The sequence below is a fragment of the Streptomyces shenzhenensis genome, assembly GCF_003688995.1.
In the GTDB taxonomy this organism is placed as follows: Bacteria; Actinomycetota; Actinomycetes; order Streptomycetales; family Streptomycetaceae; genus Streptomyces; species Streptomyces shenzhenensis_A.
This window is the reverse complement of the sequence record NZ_PENI01000002.1, coordinates 42731-58520: the sequence shown is the minus strand read 5'-3', so window position 1 is coordinate 58520 and position 15790 is coordinate 42731. Positions and strand designations below refer to the sequence as shown.

22 protein-coding genes are annotated in these 15790 nt (G+C 68.8%); 10 read left to right on the top strand and 12 right to left on the bottom strand.

What is annotated here, in order from left to right; translation table 11 throughout:
• Positions 1-509: 509 nt before the first annotated feature.
• Positions 510-1745 carry a cytochrome P450 gene (locus CTZ28_RS03320; protein WP_121887692.1) on the bottom strand — a complete coding sequence of 412 codons (1236 nt, stop codon included), beginning with the start codon at positions 1743-1745 and terminating at the stop codon, positions 510-512.
• Positions 1746-1985: 240 nt separating this feature from the next.
• On the opposite strand from CTZ28_RS03320, the gene CTZ28_RS03315 reads away from it, so the two are divergent.
• Positions 1986-3155: a steroid 3-ketoacyl-CoA thiolase gene (locus CTZ28_RS03315; protein WP_121887691.1), complete on the top strand. Its 1170-nt coding sequence runs from the start codon at positions 1986-1988 to the stop codon at positions 3153-3155.
• 88 nt (positions 3156-3243) lie between these two features.
• On the opposite strand, the gene CTZ28_RS03310 is transcribed toward CTZ28_RS03315, so the two are convergent.
• From CTZ28_RS03310 to CTZ28_RS03290, 6 genes are all read right to left on the bottom strand, one after another.
• Positions 3244-3594: a hypothetical protein gene (locus CTZ28_RS03310; RefSeq protein ID WP_147481109.1), complete on the bottom strand. Its 351-nt coding sequence runs from the start codon at positions 3592-3594 to the stop codon at positions 3244-3246.
• Positions 3595-3666: 72 nt separating this feature from the next.
• Positions 3667-3849: a hypothetical protein gene (locus CTZ28_RS03305; protein WP_121887689.1), complete on the bottom strand. Its 183-nt coding sequence runs from the start codon at positions 3847-3849 to the stop codon at positions 3667-3669.
• 38 nt (positions 3850-3887) lie between these two features.
• Entirely contained in the window at positions 3888-4199 is a 312-nt protein-coding gene (locus CTZ28_RS49920; RefSeq protein WP_436845609.1) for a DUF7224 domain-containing protein, read from the bottom strand.
• A gap of 468 nt (positions 4200-4667) precedes the next feature.
• Positions 4668-5057, bottom strand: coding sequence for a roadblock/LC7 domain-containing protein (locus CTZ28_RS03300; protein ID WP_121887688.1), 390 nt, complete (start codon positions 5055-5057; stop codon positions 4668-4670).
• A 274-nt stretch (positions 5058-5331) separates the two neighbouring features.
• Positions 5332-6144: a hypothetical protein gene (locus CTZ28_RS03295; RefSeq protein WP_121887687.1), complete on the bottom strand. Its 813-nt coding sequence runs from the start codon at positions 6142-6144 to the stop codon at positions 5332-5334.
• On the bottom strand, positions 6141-6494 hold the full coding sequence (locus CTZ28_RS03290; RefSeq protein WP_183154250.1) for a hypothetical protein: 354 nt from the start codon (positions 6492-6494) through the stop codon (positions 6141-6143). Before CTZ28_RS03290 ends, CTZ28_RS03295 begins: the two co-directional genes overlap by 4 nt.
• 140 nt (positions 6495-6634) lie before the next feature.
• Between CTZ28_RS03290 and CTZ28_RS03285 the strand changes: the two genes are divergently transcribed.
• The 3 genes from CTZ28_RS03285 to CTZ28_RS03275 all read left to right on the top strand — a co-directional run bounded on the left by CTZ28_RS03285 (position 6635) and on the right by CTZ28_RS03275 (position 8108).
• Complete coding sequence (locus CTZ28_RS03285) at positions 6635-7000, top strand: hypothetical protein (RefSeq protein ID WP_121888082.1); 366 nt, start codon at positions 6635-6637, stop codon at positions 6998-7000.
• A 379-nt stretch (positions 7001-7379) separates the two neighbouring features.
• On the top strand, positions 7380-7622 hold the full coding sequence (locus CTZ28_RS03280) for a hypothetical protein (protein WP_121887686.1): 243 nt from the start codon (positions 7380-7382) through the stop codon (positions 7620-7622).
• Positions 7623-7631: 9 nt separating this feature from the next.
• Positions 7632-8108: a hypothetical protein gene (locus tag CTZ28_RS03275; protein ID WP_121887685.1), complete on the top strand. Its 477-nt coding sequence runs from the start codon at positions 7632-7634 to the stop codon at positions 8106-8108.
• A 30-nt stretch (positions 8109-8138) separates the two neighbouring features.
• Here the strand turns inward: CTZ28_RS03275 and CTZ28_RS03270 are convergent, their stop codons facing one another.
• A complete protein-coding gene (locus CTZ28_RS03270; RefSeq protein WP_259471450.1) occupies positions 8139-8285 on the bottom strand; it encodes a hypothetical protein in 147 nt (48 codons plus the stop codon).
• 115 nt (positions 8286-8400) lie between these two features.
• Between CTZ28_RS03270 and CTZ28_RS03265 the strand changes: the two genes are divergently transcribed.
• From CTZ28_RS03265 to CTZ28_RS03250, 4 genes are all read left to right on the top strand, one after another.
• Positions 8401-8670: a hypothetical protein gene (locus CTZ28_RS03265; RefSeq protein WP_121887684.1), complete on the top strand. Its 270-nt coding sequence runs from the start codon at positions 8401-8403 to the stop codon at positions 8668-8670.
• A gap of 28 nt (positions 8671-8698) precedes the next feature.
• Complete coding sequence (locus CTZ28_RS03260) at positions 8699-9283, top strand: DUF6879 family protein (protein WP_259471449.1); 585 nt, start codon at positions 8699-8701, stop codon at positions 9281-9283.
• A 321-nt stretch (positions 9284-9604) separates the two neighbouring features.
• A complete protein-coding gene (locus CTZ28_RS03255; RefSeq protein ID WP_183154249.1) occupies positions 9605-10375 on the top strand; it encodes an NB-ARC domain-containing protein in 771 nt (256 codons plus the stop codon).
• Positions 10369-11364 (top strand): tetratricopeptide repeat protein, encoded by a 996-nt coding sequence (locus CTZ28_RS03250; RefSeq protein WP_121887681.1) that lies wholly within the window; start codon positions 10369-10371, stop codon positions 11362-11364. Before CTZ28_RS03255 ends, CTZ28_RS03250 begins: the two co-directional genes overlap by 7 nt.
• Here the strand turns inward: CTZ28_RS03250 and CTZ28_RS03245 are convergent, their stop codons facing one another.
• From CTZ28_RS03245 to CTZ28_RS03230, 4 genes are all read right to left on the bottom strand, one after another.
• Entirely contained in the window at positions 11365-11997 is a 633-nt protein-coding gene (locus tag CTZ28_RS03245) for a methionyl-tRNA formyltransferase (RefSeq protein WP_259471480.1), read from the bottom strand.
• A gap of 286 nt (positions 11998-12283) precedes the next feature.
• A complete protein-coding gene (locus tag CTZ28_RS03240; RefSeq protein ID WP_121887679.1) occupies positions 12284-12541 on the bottom strand; it encodes a DUF397 domain-containing protein in 258 nt (85 codons plus the stop codon).
• A 140-nt stretch (positions 12542-12681) separates the two neighbouring features.
• On the bottom strand, positions 12682-12948 hold the full coding sequence (locus CTZ28_RS03235; RefSeq protein WP_121887678.1) for a DUF397 domain-containing protein: 267 nt from the start codon (positions 12946-12948) through the stop codon (positions 12682-12684).
• Positions 12920-13756 carry a helix-turn-helix domain-containing protein gene (locus CTZ28_RS03230; RefSeq protein WP_121888081.1) on the bottom strand — a complete coding sequence of 279 codons (837 nt, stop codon included), beginning with the start codon at positions 13754-13756 and terminating at the stop codon, positions 12920-12922. The genes CTZ28_RS03235 and CTZ28_RS03230 overlap by 29 nt, the downstream gene beginning before the upstream one ends.
• 92 nt (positions 13757-13848) lie before the next feature.
• Here CTZ28_RS03230 and CTZ28_RS03225 point away from each other — a divergent pair, with 92 nt between their 5' ends.
• Positions 13849-14241, top strand: coding sequence for an ATP-binding protein (locus CTZ28_RS03225; protein ID WP_259471447.1), 393 nt, complete (start codon positions 13849-13851; stop codon positions 14239-14241).
• A 113-nt stretch (positions 14242-14354) separates the two neighbouring features.
• Positions 14355-15587 (top strand): low temperature requirement protein A, encoded by a 1233-nt coding sequence (locus CTZ28_RS03220; RefSeq protein ID WP_183154248.1) that lies wholly within the window; start codon positions 14355-14357, stop codon positions 15585-15587.
• Positions 15588-15790: the final 203 nt, after the last annotated feature.

The following is a 15790-nucleotide window of genomic DNA, read 5'->3' as shown; positions in this document are numbered from 1 at the left end:
CGACGGCGAACGCGGATCCAAAACGGCGGGCTCCCTCTGCCCGACGACGGACCCGCCGTTCACTGGAACGCCGCCTCCCGGCCGCGGCACCGTCGTGGCCGCTCGCGCAGTTCCCCGCGCCCCTTCAGGACGCACGGCCAGCCGACGGCGAACGCGGATCCAAAACGGCGGGCTCCCTCTGCCCGACGACGGACCCGCCGTTCACTGGAACGCCGTCACCCGGCCGCGGCACCGTCGTGGCCGCTCGCGCAGTTCCCCGCGCCCCTTCAGGACGCACGGCCAGCCGACGGCGAACGCGGATCCAAAACGGCGGGCTCCCTCTGCCCGACGACGGACCCGCCGCTCACTGGAACGCCGTCGCCCGGCCGCGGCACCGTCGTGGCCGGGCGCGCGGTCAGCCAGCGGCGAACGCGGATCCAAAACGGCGGGCTCCCTCTGCCCGACGACGGACCCGCCGTTCACTGGAACGCCGTCACCCGGCCGCGGCACCGTCGTGGCCGGGCGCGGGGTCAGCCGGTGGTGACCTGGAGTTCCTTGATTCCGTTGATCCAAGCGGAGCGCAGTCGGCGGGGGGCGCCGACCAGTTTCAGGTCCGGCATGGCGTCCGCGACCGCCTGGAAGATCAGGTCGATCTCCAGCACCGCCAGGGACTTGCCGAGGCAGTAGTGCGGGCCGCCGCCGCCGAAACCGAGGTGCGGGTTGGGGTCGCGGGTGATGTCGAACGCGTCCGGGTCCGTGAAGACCTCGGGGTCGTGATTGGCGGAGGCGTAGAACAGTCCGACCCGGTCGCCCTTCTTGATCTGCCGTCCGCCCAGCTCGGTGTCCTGGGTGGCGGTGCGCTGGAAGGCGTTGACGGGGGTCGCCCAGCGGACGATCTCCTCCGCCGCGGTCTCCGGCCGCTCGCGCTTGTAGCGGTCCCACTGGTCGGGGTGGGTGAGGAAGGCGTGCATGCCGTGGGTGATGGCATTACGGGTGGTCTCGTTGCCCGCGACCGCCAGCATCAGTACGAAGAAGCCGAACTCGTCCGAGTTGAGGTTGCCCTCGTCCTCGGCGGCCACCAGCGTGCTGACGATGTCCTTGGCCGGGCACTGCTTGCGGTCGGCGGCCATGTTCATGGCGTAGGCGATGATCTCGGTGGCCGCCTCCGCGCCGACCTCCTCGGTGATCGCGTACTCCGGGTCGTCGTACGCGACCATCTTGTTGGACCAGTCGAAGATCTTGGACCGGTCCTCCTGTGCCACGCCGATCAGCTCCGCGATGGCCTGGAGGGGCAGTTCGCAGGCGACCTCGGTGACGAAGTCGAAGGGCCCGGAGCGGGCGAGCGCCCCCTGGACGATCGCGCGCGCCCGGGCCCGCAGCCGGTCCTCCAGCGCGCGGATGGCGCGCGGGGTGAAGCCGCGCTGCACGATCTGCCGGACCCTGGTGTGCTCGGGCGGGTCCATGTTGAGCAGGATCAGCCGCTGGGCGTCGATGGCGTCCCGTTCCATGTGCTCGGTGAAGCGGATGATCGCCGTGTTGAGGAAGGAGGAGAAGATCTCCGGGTGGGTGGAGACATACTTGACGTCCTCGTGCCGGGTCACGGCCCAGTAGCCGTCGTCGGCGAATCCGGCCAGGCCGTGCGGCTGTGGTATCCAGCGCACCGGCTCGGCCCGGCGCAGCTCGGCGAACTCCGGCAGCGGCACACGCTGGTGCAGCAGATCGGGGTCGGTGAAGTCGAACCCGTCGGACAGCGCGGGACAGGGCATGAGCGACTCACTCCCACCATTCTGACGGTCCATCAGGAAATCCCGGTCGCCGCGACCGTAGTAACCGGTTCTACAACTCGCAAGAGGTAGAGTGCCCCCAATTTGCGCGCAGCCCTCTTGCGGTTGGGTACGGACTGTCAGCAAACTGCACACAGAACTGGTACGCGTTCTAGTTCTGCGTGGCGGGCCGGGCCGGGACGCCCCGCGCCGCGCGGGTGACCGAGGAGAGGACGATTCCCCATGGCCGCGGAACCCGTGATCGTCGAGGCGGTACGCACCCCGATCGGCAAGCGCGGCGGCGCGCTCGCCAACCTCCATCCCGCCTATCTCCTGGGCGAGACCTACCGTGAACTGCTGGGCCGCACCGGCATCCCCGCCGACTGCGTGGAGCAGATCGTCGGCGGCACGGTGACCCATGCCGGCGAGCAGTCCATGAACCCCGCGCGCACGGCGTGGCTGACCGTGGGCCTGCCGTACGAGACGGCGGCGACCACCGTGGACTGCCAGTGCGGCTCCTCGCAGCAGGCCGCGCACATGGTGGCCAACATGGTCGCGGCCGGCGTCATCGACGTCGGGATCAGCTGCGGCGTCGAGGCCATGTCGCGGGTGCCGCTCGGCTCGGGCTCCAAGCACGGTCCCGGCAAGCCGTTCCCCGACGAGTGGAACGTGGACCTGCCCAACCAGTTCGAGGCGGCGGAGCGCATCGCCCGCAACCGCGGGCTCACCCGGGAGGACGTCGACGCGCTGGGCGTGCTCTCGCAGGAGCGGGCCGCGCACGCCTGGGCCGAGGAGCGCTTCAAGCGCGAGACCTTCGCCGTCCAGGTCCCCACCACCGAGGAGGAGCAGCACGCCGGGCAGGGCATGTGGCGGCTGGTCGACAGGGACGAGGGGCCGCGCGACACCTCCATGGAGGTCCTGGCCGGGCTGAAGCCCATCATGCCGACGGCCGTGCACACGGCGGGCAACTCCTCGCAGATCTCCGACGGTTCGGCGGCCCTCATGTGGGCGTCCAAACGGATGGCGCGGGCGCTGAAGCTGCGGCCGAGGGCACGGATCGTCGCCCAGGCCCTGGTCGGCGCGGACCCGCACTTCCACCTCGACGGGCCGATCGACGCGACGAAGGCCGTGCTGGGCAAGGCCGGGATGACTCTGAAGGACATCGACCTCGTCGAGATCAACGAGGCGTTCGCCTCCGTGGTGTTGAGCTGGGCCCAGGTCTTCGACCAGGACCTGACGAAGGTCAACGTCAACGGCGGCGCGATCGCCCTCGGGCACCCGGTCGGTTCGACCGGGGCCCGCCTCATCACCACGGCACTCCATGAACTGGAGCGCACGGACAAGGAGTTCGCGCTCATCACGATGTGCGCGGGCGGTGGACTGGCCACCGGGACGATCATCCAACGACTTTGACATCCTCGCCCCCTTGGACAGGGGCGGTTTGGGCCGTCGCCGACACCGCCGCCTCACTCGGCGTCCGCACACCGCGTGACTCGTCAAGTCATTGCTCCGATGGTCGAGCCGGGCGGGCGGCGGAAACGGGGAGAGCGGCAGCGGCCAGTCCGGCCATTCCCAAGGCGACGGCCGCGATGAATGCCGGTAGAGGGGTGGGTTCGTGCAGGGGCCATGCCCAGCGTGCGGGGGTTCCGTGGTGAACGCCGAAGGCCGCGCAGGCGATCGGGAAGAGAGTGACGCTCGTGGCCGCGATGTGCAGGCTGGTGAAGGTGCGCAGCAACAGGGCGAGTCCGAGGTAGCCCAGGAAGTTGCGGGCCATGCCCGCGGCGGGGATATGGCCGGTCGTGGCCGATACGAGCCAGCCCCCGGCGAGCGTCAGTACGGTGCAGGCCGTCATGAACCCGGTGTCCCACAGCCGTACCGGTCGCACGGCCGTCGCCTCGATGGGGCTGCCTCCGCGGGACTGTCCCTACAGGATGAGGCACACCGGTGCGAGCGGCAGCAGGAACGGCAGAGGGAATGCGAAGGAGAGTCCGCCGACTACGACCGGTACGGGGATCTGGATGGAATCGGCGGCGGCGCCGAGGACGAGGCAGGCGGCGAGGGCGGCGCCGACCGCGGGTACCCGGCGCACGTGGAGCCACCAGTCCATGAGTGTTTCTCTCTGTCGGCCGGCTCGTAGTGGCCGGTTCAGAAGCGGGCGGGGTCGAGGACGGGCTTCAGATCGCACCGGGTGAGCGTCCGCGCATTCCGCTGGAACCAGGCCAGTTGGGCCTGTCGGGGGCGTTCGAGAACGCGGGTGGCGACCGCGACTTCCTCTGGCATGTAACGGGAAGCGATGGCCTGGGAGTTCACTCCCGCGGTGCGGGTGAGCCAGACAGTGAGCGGCCCGGAAGCGGCACTTCCCGGCCATTCACCGGACGTGGCGCATGCCGGGACGTCTTGAGGCAGAGCGCTCTGGGCGACAAGGGAGCTGGTCGGTTCCCGCCTACGATCCGTCAGCAGGTCGGCACGCGCTGAGAACGCGGGAGGGCACGGGGGACGCGGGAGCGGCAGTGGATCACCGCCCGCCGGAGCGAAGCGGACGCCCTCGCGGGTCTCTCATGAACGGACCGACCGAGACCAACGCCGATCGCAGCCGCTCGGTCCGTCGGCCGAACCGGAGGGTGAGCCCGGACACCTGCTGGGCGAAGGTCCTGCGCGGACAGGAGCCCTCCGTGCAGACGAACCGACGCACCCGTAGTGACACCACGACGGACTTGCCAGCCGCTGGTAGATCACGGGGAAACCGCAGGCAGGAGCTGTGTGTTCGGCTTCGCCAGCACCCGCGTCCCGGGCAGGACGCCCGCCTGACAGTCATCCGGGCCTCGACCCGGACGACCGTGTCACCCGCGACAAAGTCGACGTCAAGCAGATCACCACCCACCGGCTGATGCCGCCGTTCGGCCTCGGTGGGATCGGCGGGCGCCATCAGGCCGGGGTGTCGCCTTTGAGGATTTTCGCGAGGTGTGCCAGCGTCGTGTGGATGTCGTGCTGGAGGCGGATCAGGTCCAGGCCGTCGTCGCCGAGGATGGTGAGCAGGGCTCGGTCGTTGATCGCCAGAACGACCACGTGCCGGTCCGCGCTGCGGGTGGTGACATCGCGCAGGCCCGTACCGCCCGCCTCGTGGGCCATGCGGTGCGCGAGGCTGTGGGTGGCGGCGGAGAGGGCGGCGATGGACTCCGCGTGCACGGCGTCGACGTCGGCGGCGACAAGGAGGCCGTCGACGGTGGAGATCACTGTCTCGCTGACACCCATCACGCCTTCGCGCAGTGCCGTGAGCACCTCGACGAGTGGTTCGGGCTGGTGGATTTCAGGCATCTGCATTCCCGACGTGTGTGGGGTGGCGTGCTGGAGTGTGCGGGCGTGGTTCAGGGCAGTCCCGCGAGACCCGCGCGGACGCAGTGGAGGAGGGCTGTCTCGGGCTGGTGCTCAGTGAGGTTCGTCGGGAAGGACGGTCGGTCGGGTGCCGCGCCGGGTTGGCGCGTGGGCAACGGCGGCAGCGGTGAGCGCGGACCTGTGCGGGTGCGAGCGAGTCTCAACTGCCGGGAGAGGGCGAGGTTACGTCGTTTGGACTTCCTGCGCCGACGCGGGTTCACACCGCATCCGATCGGTGTGGGTGGCGTGCTCCGGGTGAGCGTTTTGGAAGCGGAGCCGGGGCGGCCGGGCTCGGGGTCCCGGTCCGGGGGCCGGGCATGCGCGGGGCGGTGCTGGGGCGGCCGAGCGGTGGTGTGTCGTGCTCGATGAGGCCGAGGGCGCGCAGGTGGGAGAGGTCGAGCATGACGGCGTACGTGCCGCGGCCCAGGGCGAAGGCGATGTCGCGGGGGGTGCGACGGCCGTTGGCGGCTTCCAGGATGTCCGTGTGTCTGGGGAGAAGACGGACCGGGGAGGTGTTGGCCGTACGGATGCGGGTGCGGGCCAACTCCGTTGCTGATCCCCAGAGTTCGGTGATGGTGGCGAGGCGGCGAGTGGTCTCGGCGGTGACGAGGTGCGGGGCGAAGGCACGGGCCGTGACGACAGGCCGGGACGGCCCGCGTACCTCCCACTCGGCGGCGGAGCCGAGGGCGAGGGCGAAGGCGCCGTCGAACAGCGCCGCTGTACAGACGATCTCGAACTCTTCTGGGGTCAGCAGGTCGCGTCGACGAAGTTCGTCGCGCAGGGTGTTCCCGCCGGAGCCGCTTGCCGCGCAGGCCATCGCCCAGGCGCTGTCCTCGACTCGCCCTGATTTCAGGAGAGTCGACTCCGCGCTGGGGGCGCCGGGGGTGTCCACCCCCACGATCCTGCCCTGGCGCAGGTGGATGGTGCCGCCCGGGGTGCCGCCGACGATGACCGCCGCGTCGCGCTCATCCTCATGGAGAGCGGCGAGGAGGGCGGGGAGGTTACGCGGGGCGGCGTCCGCAGCCTTCACGCGATCACCTCGGCGGCATAGAGGCCCAAGTGGTGCAGGACCAGGGCCAGGTTGGCCTGGCCGCGCTCCAGCACGGCGGTCAGCAGCAGAGGATCGCCCTGCCGGGGCACGGTGGCGACGACAAGCAGGCGGTTGGTTCCCGTGATGACGACGCTCTCCAACTCGCCTTGCGTACCAGCCGCGTTCAGTCCGTTGCCGATGAGAGCTGTGAGGCGGCTGCACTCGACGGGATCCGAGCCGTTCGTTCCGGCCTCGCCGTACGTCAGTCCCGTGACCGCGTCGATGAGCGTGACACCCGTGACGCCTGGCAGTTCCAGCAGGCAGCTCAGGGAGGCTTCGACTGATGACAAAGGGACTCACTTTCACCGATGCTTCACACGGCAACAGAAGGCACAGTACTTTAAGCAGAAACGTTCAGGACAGGGCACACAGCGCTCATATTCTGAATTTTCTGCAACGTCGCACCACCGCACGAGTGAAGGGCATGACCATGAACATCGAGACCGCGCTCAAGGAAGCCATGGCCATCGAGGGCGCCCTCGGCGTCGCCCTGGTCGACTACGAAAGCGGCATGTCGCTCGGGGTCCTCGGCGGTGGCCAGGGGCTGGACCTGGAGGTGGCCGCCGCGGGCAACACCGAGGTGGTCCGCGCCAAGACCCGTACGCTCGGACTGCTCGGGGTGGAGGACTCGATCGAGGACATCCTCATCACGCTCGGCGCGCAGTACCACATCATCCGCCCGTTGGGCAACAGTGGCGGGAGCCTCTTCCTCTACCTCGCGTTGGACCGTTCACGCGGCAATCTGGCGCTGGCTCGGCACGCGCTCAAGCGCATAGAGGGCAAGCTGGAGGTCTGAGCGGGGTCTCCCCCCACTCCGCTGAGCCTGTCGTGCCGCACACCTGCGTGATCAGGCGTCGGCGGGCCCGCTGCGTTCCACCCCTGCGGCAGGGATTCAGCGCGGAGAACGCAGACGAATGGTCGTCCCGCACGACGTCGATCTGCCTGCAGGGGCGGAGACACGGCGGCGGCGGATGACCTCGTGGGTGAACCCGTCCGGATGGACGAGGCCGGCCCGGCTGAGGGCGGCAGGAGGTGACGTCCGGGCCTGTGGTCGTGACCGTCGGGCCGGCCACGCTGACACAGAACCACGAGCCGACTGATCACCGGCCGCCAGACCACCGGTAAGAAAGCCGGGCCGGGCCGTCGGCCTCCCGCACGATCGCCAGGATCTTGCGGTGGCCGCCGGGCGGCGCGCCCTCGTCGGCCGCGTCGCTGCGGTGCGGGATGAGCAGGACTGCCCGCCCGGCCACAACGCGCACTGCTCCGAACGCCGCACCAGCGTCATCAACGCCTTCTTCGACCTTGCGGGCGTCGTCATCACCGTCCGTAGCACCATCCGCCGCGCCTGGACCACCTACCGCTGGGACGACCGCCCCGCCCGACGACCATGGCCCCATGCCTATCTGCGCGAGCCCTAAGCTACGGGCGTGCATTACAGCGAAGTTGAGGCGGACGTTCTTCGGATGATCGTCGGGGCCACCGAGGACGGCGTTCGTGCCTTCGGGGAAAAGACGGTCACCCGTCTGGTGCGGCCGGAACTGCTGCGCGGTGCGGCCGAGGACGAACTCACCGAGGAGGCGCGGGCGGCACTGGCCACCGCCTGCGCGAACGTACTGACGATCAGCGCCGCCGAGCTGCACGACGCGCTTGCGGCGATCCACGACGGCATCCTGGTCGATGACGATCTGGACCCCGGAGTCCTCACCGCCATCCGCGCGTTGGCGCACTGGCACAGCTACTTGGAGCAGAACCGGCGGGGCGAGCTGTACGAACTCGCCATCCGTTCCATCGAGGACGTCGACCACGAGGTCTCCGCCGACCTCGACGACTTCCTCGCCACACCGGAGATGGCCGCCGAGTACGAGCGCATCCGCCGACTCCTTGGCCCCGGCACGGAACAGTAACGCGGGACCCGCCGCATGTAGTCCACACTGTCAGCCCCGCATCCGCGGCGACGGGCAGCAGGGCAGGAGGGCAGCAGCAGGCTGCTCGCCCTCGGCCAGGCGGAAGGGCGGCCAACTGACGACGGAGGTGACCTCGGTGAACACCGGGACGGGCAGTTCCGTCGCCGGGTGGGGCACTGCACTCCTGCCGCCACAAACGAGCGGGAATCCCGAAGTCGAACAAACACTCTAGGTGATACTGTCGTCACTCTCAGAGCTGGGCCTTCATCAAATGCCGGCGGCTGGAGGAGACATGGCGAAGAAGTGGGAAGCCGATCCCGACGCGTTCTTCGCACGGCGGCTGGGCAAGTCGTCTCTTGAGCTGGGGCAGACTTCCGGGAACACCGGCTGCCCTGACATGTGGGAGCTGGACAACGGAGATGTCGCGGTCATCGGTGCGGATCTGACCGCTTCCTACGAGGGGCGGCTTCCGGACGACGTACGGGTCGATCCCGGAGAACGGCTGGTCATCATCCCCCGGGCGACGATCCTCGCGGCCAAGGCGGACATCCCGGATGCGTAGTCCGCTGCACGGTGCGGTGGGAGAGCGTATGGCGCTCAAGGACTACTACGCCGACTTCGAGAAGTACTTCTGGCACTGCGGCGATCTCGGATTCTGGAAACTTGAGCGGCAGCAGACATTCAAGGAACCCGGCTACGACAGCTGGGAGGCATTCTGGCGTGGCGACTGGGATGAGTCCCTGCGCTTGCTGGAAGCGGGCCGCGCGGACATGGCGGAGTACCACCGCAAAGTCGAGCAGAACGGCTTCGTGGCCCGGCGGGCCCGCGTGGTCGAGGAGCCGCTGAGCGACTACATGCAGTGGGAACTCCACGCGCTGCGTATCCGGGACCAGTGCGGGGGCCCCATCCATGTCACCGACGCAGACCGCGTGGCCCAGTACGAGCAGGACGGCCCTCTGCCCGAGATCTCCACTCTCGGAAACCAGGTGATGTATCAGGCGCTCTACGACGAGCGGGGCATCCTGGTCGCCGCGCTGAAGTTTGTCGACCGCCAACTCGTCCTGCGTTGCCGGGAGCTCATCATGAGCATCTACAACGCCGGTGAGCCCTTGGCGCACTGGTTTGACGGGCATGTGGCGCCCCTTCCGCCCCCGCAGCGCCAAGCACCGAGATGAGAGAAGACGTCCCGGGTCACGTCAACCGGTTCGACGGCCCGGCTTCGGCACACACGGTCGTGCAGGCTGGCGAGGTCAGCGGCGGGGTGCATTTTCATCACCCGGTGCCGCTGCCCGCGCCTGTCATCGTGCCGCATCAGTTGCGCACTGCATTGGGCGCACAGCATCCGGTCGCATTTCCCAGGGGGTGAGCTCTACGCCAACCTGCGGGGCCACACCGCGGGCTCCCCTGTTACACCGCAGGAAGTACTGGGCCGCTTCCTGGAGGACCTCGGCGTCCCCGCCACACATGTGCCGGCCGAACCGGAGCGCCGGGAGACGATGTTCCGGTCGCTGCTCGCCGAGCGCCGCATGCTGCTCGTACTCGACAATGCCGCGGACAGCTCGCAGGTCCGCCCGCTGCTGCCTGCCACCTCCGGTTGCCTCGTCGTGGTGACCAGCCGGGATGACCTGTCCGGCCTGGTCCGCCAGGAGGGCGCACTGCGCCTGGACGTCACAACGTTCCCCACGGCGGACGCCGTGGAACTGCTGCGTGCCGCCACCGCCGACTACCGGACCAGCGACCATCGGGGAGACTTGGCGGCGTTGGCCCGACTGTGCGCGGGGCTGCCTCTGGCACTGCGTATCGCCGCCGAACGTGCGGCGGGCCGGCCATCCATGCCGCTCGGCGAGCTGATCGACGACCTGCGCGACGAATCGGCCCGGTGGAGCGTTCTGACAGCCGAGGCCGAGGAGGGGTCCGACGCAATGCGCAGCGTTTTCGAGTGGTCTTACCGAGCGCTGCCCGGCCCCGCGGCCCAGTTGTTCCGACGGCTCGGCCTGCACCCTGGCAACGAGTTCGGCCTGCCCGCCGCCGCGAGCCTCGCCGGAGGCGATCCGGCCCCTGTACGGGGCCTGTTGGACACCTTGGTGCGAGCCCATCTGCTGGAGCGGCGCCCCGCCGGACGCTACGAGTTCCATGACCTGCTGCGGGCCTATGCGGCGGAGCAGGTACGGCGGGAGGAGAGCGAGACGGAGCGGACAGAGATCCTCAGACGCTGTCTCGCCTGGTACCTCCACACCGCGTATGCGGCACGCGATTGGCCGTGGTGATGCGGGCCGTCTACATGCACCAGAACGCCTTCGACGACTGGGAGGCGACCGCCCGGATCGTCGTCGAGGCCGCAGCACGCGCCGGAGAGCAGCACGGTGAGGCGGAGGCGCTCGAAACTCTGGGCAAGGCTGCCTTCCAGACATTGCGGCTCGATGAGGCGGAGGAGCATCATCGCGCCTCACTGGCCCTTCGCCGGCGTATCGGCGACCGCCGTGGCATGGCGGTGTCCGTCAACGCTCTCGGCCTGCTCGGACTGCGTCGGAGACGACTCGACGAGGCCAGAGCACACTTCGGGGACGGCGTGGAGATCTTCCGTGAACTCGGCGATCGCCGATGGACGGCATTGGTGCGGAGCAACCTCGCGGAGACGCTGTGCGAACTCGGCCAGGGCGCCGAGGCCCGAACCCTCATCGAGCAGGTGCTGGCCGACTTCCGCCAACTCGGTGACCGCGCTTGCGAGGGCAATGCCCTGTGCCTGCTGAGCTGGGCACAGCGCACATCAGACGAGCCCGAAGCGGCTGCCCGCTCGATCCGCGCCGCCTTGTCGATCGCTGATGACGAGAACAACCAGGTGTGGCAGGGGCATTGGGGGACCGAAGCAGCACGAGTCGAGCGAGCACTCGGGAATCCTGAAGAAGCCCTCCGCCTGTGCCAGAAGTCCGCCGCCGTTCAGCAGAAACTCGGTGATGCGTCCCGGGAGGCTGCCGCACTGGACGGAGCGGGCGAGGCATACCAGTCGCTCGGACGCTTCGAGGAGGCAGCGGAGCTGCACCGACGCGCCGCACAGACCTACCGCCGGCTCGGCTCTCGCTGGCAACTCGGCCGCGCCCAGGCTCACCTGGCCGATGCGCTGACGTCTCTGGGCGATCACGAAGCGGCACGCGCCGCCCGAGGGGAAGCGCTGCATCTGCTCGGTTCGTTCGACGATCCCAGAGCAATCGCGCTCACAGAGAAGGTGGCACGGTGCCTGAGTGATGACGGCACATAGCTAATCGCCGGCCGCTACGGGCTCCGACGCCGTGATCCATACGGGCGCGTCGGCGCAGTCCAGACGGATTCCGTCGACTGGGGTGAGGCTGGTCCGCAGGACCTTCAACCGACGGCCGTTGACCGTCGCCGTAGGGCCGAGGCTCGGGCCCATGAAACGGAACGTCCGCACCTGGTTGTGGACCTGGCGCGCGGTCATCGTGGTGTCGACTGCGAAGAACTCCGGTTCCAGCAACCCCGCATAACTGACGCCGTCGGCGGACTGCGGTTCGCCGGCCGAAGGGTCTCGCACCCGGTCCAGGGCCATGCTCAGCTGCTCGCGCAGCACTGGGGAAAGATCGGTCCACAGGCTCCGGGGAGTCACATCGTCCGGCAGCGGAACGCCGCCTTGCTGGGCCAGCACCGGGCCGGTGTCGAATTCCTCGTCCATACGGTGAACTGTCACGCCCAGGTCCGGGTCGCCATTGCGGATCGCCCAGAGCACTGGGGCCGGGCCGCGGTATTTGGGCAGCAGCGAGGAGTGGATGTTGAGCACGCCGTAGCGCGGAATCTGTAGCACGGACCGTGGCAGCCGCCATGAGAATCCATAGCAGACAAGCAGGTCAAGACCGTATCCGTGGAACGCGGCACCCAGTCCTTCGGAACTGCCCGGCAGGAGCAGGTCGACGCCCGCAGGCAGCGCTGCGGTGATCTCGCCTGCAACGCGTGCCGCGCTCTCGTCCGTGGGCTTGCGGGGACGCAGAGAACGGGAGAACGCGTAGACGACCGGGTCATGGCCCGCTGCGGCGCACGTTTCGCTCCGCTGGGCGTGCCGCGCTATGCCGTCGGTCGTCTGCGGCAGCGTCGTGGCTGGTCGCGCAGTTCCCCGCGCCCCTTCGGCGGCGGACCTGCTTAGCTTGCGCGCTTCGCCTGCGGCGGCTTCAGATGGGGTTTGTGGTGGTCCACTTCAGGAACGATGTGAACGGGGCGGGGGCGAAGGCGAGGTGTGGGGCTGTGGGGTTCTTGGAGTCTCTTACGGCGACGGTGGCGCAGGGGGCTTCGGCGACCTCTATGCAGTCGCCACCCTGGTCACCGCTGTACGTCGACTTGCGCCAAGCCACAGCGCCGAGAGTGGCGCACTCGACACACTCACCGCCCTGGTCGCTGCTGTAGCTGGACTTGCGCCAGTTGCTCTCCATAGCGGTCCTCCATCACGCGCCGGATCGGCTCCGGCGAGTCCTTCAGGGACAGCGTTCTCACAGTCGGGTCGCCCGGAGGGCGTCTCACCCCCGGGCGGCCCGACCGCTTGCCTCTCTCCGTCGACGTCCCGGAGCGGGCCTCAGACGCGCTTCGCGCCCGCCCACTCCAGGAACGCCGTGAACACCGCGGGCTCGAACGCGAGGTGCGGGCCTGCGGGGTTCTTGGAATCTCTTACGGCCACGGTGGCGCAGGGGGCTTCGGCGACCTCTATGCAGTTGCCACCCATGTCGCCGCTGTACGTCGACTTGTGCCAGGCCAAGGGGCCAAGCGGTGCGCACTCGACGCAGGAACCTCCCTGATCACCGCTGTAGCTGGACTTACGCCACCGAATCGTGTTGCTCCCCATAGCGCTCCTCCATCACCTGCCGGATCAGCTCCGCCGAGTCCTTGAGAGACAGCGCGGCGGCCTGGAGATGATCGTATCGGAGCGAGCAGTCCTGGATGGTGTCTGGGTTGGCAGAGGGATGCCCGCTTCCGTAGCCCTCGGTGTAGACAATGCTCGGGTCGCTCACGAAGCGGAAGAGGTCGAATGAGCCCTGCGAGCCCGCATGTGCTCCGGCCGAGAACGGCAGCACCTGAACGTTGATCCGTGAGTTGCCCTCGAATGACAACAAGTGTGCCAACTGCTCGCGCATCACCTCTGAGCTGCCAACCTCCTGGCGCAGCACAGTTTCGCTCACGACCGCCCAGAAGATCGGTGGCGTGACCTTCGCGAAGATGCACTGACGTGCCAGCCGCGCTACGGCCCGGTCGTCGAGGCTGTTTTGGTCCAACGCGCCCAGCACGGCACGTGCGTAGGCCGGAGTCTGCAACAAGCCGTGGACCAGGTGAGTGTGGAAGGTGTAGATCTCCGTGGCCCGCGCCTCCAGCTCCGCCACCTGCTGGAACCACGCCGGAAGTTGAGTGCGCATCACCAGACCGACGAGCCGCGACAGCAGCCCACCCGTCCCCAGCGCGATGTCCGCCCGTTCGCTGAACTCCTGCGTCGGCAACTTGCGGGCCGTTTCGATCTGGCCGACAAGCGACCCCGTGTAGTTGAGGATGTCGCCGAGTTGCCGTTGTGTCAGTCCCGCCACTTCTCGATGTCGGCGCAACTCGAAGCCGTAGAAATCGAGCGGCGACGCACCCGGGTCGAGGGCGTTGATATGGGTCACGGACAGTCCCCTCTCGCGCAACTCGGTCCACATCGGGACCTGTTGTATCCGTTCCATAGCCGAGCGTAGTCGCGGCAGGTCAGCCTCGTGGCGTGAACTTCCACATTCCCCACTACCGTATGAGCCTCAGCGTCGGCGAGCACTCCGTACGGCACATCCGCAACATCGTGCGCTCGCTGCTCCGTGACTGGGGTCTGACCGAGCTGACAGACGCCCTGGACGTGGGCGTGAGCGAGCTGGTCAGCAACGTCGTACGCCATGTACCCGACCGCCGCTGCGTGCTGCTGGTGCAGCGGCGGAAATCGGTCGTACGGGTCGAGGTGAGCGACGGGTCACCCGACCTGCCGCTCATCTCGCTCCAGCCGCCGCTGGACGGGGAGGGCGGACGCGGACTCCTCCTGGTCGACGCCGTGGCCGACAAGTGGGGTGTCCAGCCGCGTCCCGGCGGCGGCAAGACCGTCTGGTTCGAGTGCAGTGCCGGCTGAGGCAGTAGACCCTGCCGGTCCGACGCCGGTTCAGCCGCTCCGGGGTCGCACCCGGAGCGGTTTCGCGTGGTCCATGAATGTCTCGAACGGACTGTCCCCATATTGTGCCCTTTATGACAGATATGCAGGATGGTCAGCACGACGAACGCCGTGCGACGTGGCTGGAGCTGTTCTTCGACCTGATCGTGGTGGCCGGCACGGCCCAGCTTGCGCATCTACTGCACGGTGGGCCGGACTTGGTCGATTTAGGCCTGTTCACCGTGCTGTTCTTCGCCTTCTGGACCATCTGGATGTGCTTCACGACGTACGGGGACGTCGCCGGTGCCCGCGCGCGGACGGGCACGATGCTCATCGGGATGCTCGGCATGACGGTGATGGCCGCCGCGGTGGCGGGCGTGCACGAGGGCCGACATCTGCAGAGTTTCGCCATCTGGTACGTGGTGCTGCGCTTCGTGGTCAGCAACATCTGGCGCGGCCGCGGTCAAGTGCTGATCGACTGGCCCGTCGCGCAGTTCAGCATGGGCACGGCGCCCTGGGTCGTCTCGATCTGGGTGGACGGGCCGGCGCGTTACTGGCTGTGGGCCGCCGGCCTGGCCATCGACCTGTGGACCACGCTCAGCTTCTCCGCCCACCGGTTCCAGGAGAGCTTCGAGGCGCGGATGTTCAGGACGAAGCGGCAGGCCGAGCGGCACCGGGAGCACCGCGGCGGCCCTCGCCGGCCGGTGGACATCACCGTCGCCTACACCGACTCGGCGCATCTGGGCGAGCGGCTGGGCCTGTTCACCATCATCGTGCTCGGCGAGGGCGTCGCCCAGCTCGTCTCCATCGGCTCGGGCGAGGAGTGGGACCGGACCTTGCAGGTACTCGGCTTCGGCGGCTTTCTGCTGCTGGTGTCGGTCTGGGCGCTGTCGCTGGTGCACGGCTACGGCGGGGTGCCGAACCTGCGCGCGGCGGCGCTGCCGCCGCGCATCGTGCTCTTCCTGCACTGCGTGACCAACGGCGCCCTGGTCGCGCTGGCCGCCGGGCTCGGCGCGGCCATGGAGCACCGACACGGCGAACTGCCGGAGAGCGTGCGCTGGCTGCTGTGCGCGAGCTTCGCGGCGTACGTGGTCATCGGCCTGGCCGGAGCGGTGGCGGCGCAGCTCGCCGCCGGGGCCGGCCTGCACCGGGGCGTGCTGGTCACGCATGCGCTGCCGCCGCTGGCGGTGGCGCTGCTCACCGGCTTGCTCGGCAGCCGGTTGCCGGCGGCCGCCGTGGTGTGGCTGCTGGTCGCGGCGGCGTTGTGGGGCCTGCGGGGATATCTGGGACGGCCGGCGCGACCGAGCGGCGAACTCGCCGCACGCTGACCTGACACGGTCAGGAGCCTTGTACGAGCAACCGTCCCCGCTCGGCGTCCCGAAGTGGCCTGGTTCAGCCGTCAGTTCACTCGCACATTCTTCCGGTCGCCGGTCTCTGAGCTCGGAGACCATCGTGGATCCCGATGGATGCGAGGGGTTCTGCTGAGACGGCGAGACTTCAGGAGATACGATTCTGCACGCCGCTCGCGACG

Coding starts and splice junctions, on each gene's coding strand:
- CTZ28_RS03320 (WP_121887692.1), bottom strand. CDS start 1,745: ATGCCCTGTCCCGCGCTGTCCGACGGGTTCGACTTCACCGACCCCGAT.
- CTZ28_RS03315 (WP_121887691.1), top strand. CDS start 1,986: ATGGCCGCGGAACCCGTGATCGTCGAGGCGGTACGCACCCCGATCGGC.
- CTZ28_RS03310 (WP_147481109.1), bottom strand. CDS start 3,594: ATGACGGCCTGCACCGTACTGACGCTCGCCGGGGGCTGGCTCGTATCG.
- CTZ28_RS03305 (WP_121887689.1), bottom strand. CDS start 3,849: ATGGACTGGTGGCTCCACGTGCGCCGGGTACCCGCGGTCGGCGCCGCC.
- CTZ28_RS03300 (WP_121887688.1), bottom strand. CDS start 5,057: ATGCCTGAAATCCACCAGCCCGAACCACTCGTCGAGGTGCTCACGGCA.
- CTZ28_RS03285 (WP_121888082.1), top strand. CDS start 6,635: ATGAACATCGAGACCGCGCTCAAGGAAGCCATGGCCATCGAGGGCGCC.
- CTZ28_RS03265 (WP_121887684.1), top strand. CDS start 8,401: ATGGCGAAGAAGTGGGAAGCCGATCCCGACGCGTTCTTCGCACGGCGG.
- CTZ28_RS03260 (WP_259471449.1), top strand. CDS start 8,699: ATGGCGCTCAAGGACTACTACGCCGACTTCGAGAAGTACTTCTGGCAC.
- CTZ28_RS03255 (WP_183154249.1), top strand. CDS start 9,605: ATGTTCCGGTCGCTGCTCGCCGAGCGCCGCATGCTGCTCGTACTCGAC.
- CTZ28_RS03240 (WP_121887679.1), bottom strand. CDS start 12,541: ATGGAGAGCAACTGGCGCAAGTCCAGCTACAGCAGCGACCAGGGCGGT.
- CTZ28_RS03235 (WP_121887678.1), bottom strand. CDS start 12,948: ATGGGGAGCAACACGATTCGGTGGCGTAAGTCCAGCTACAGCGGTGAT.
- CTZ28_RS03220 (WP_183154248.1), top strand. CDS start 14,355: ATGACAGATATGCAGGATGGTCAGCACGACGAACGCCGTGCGACGTGG.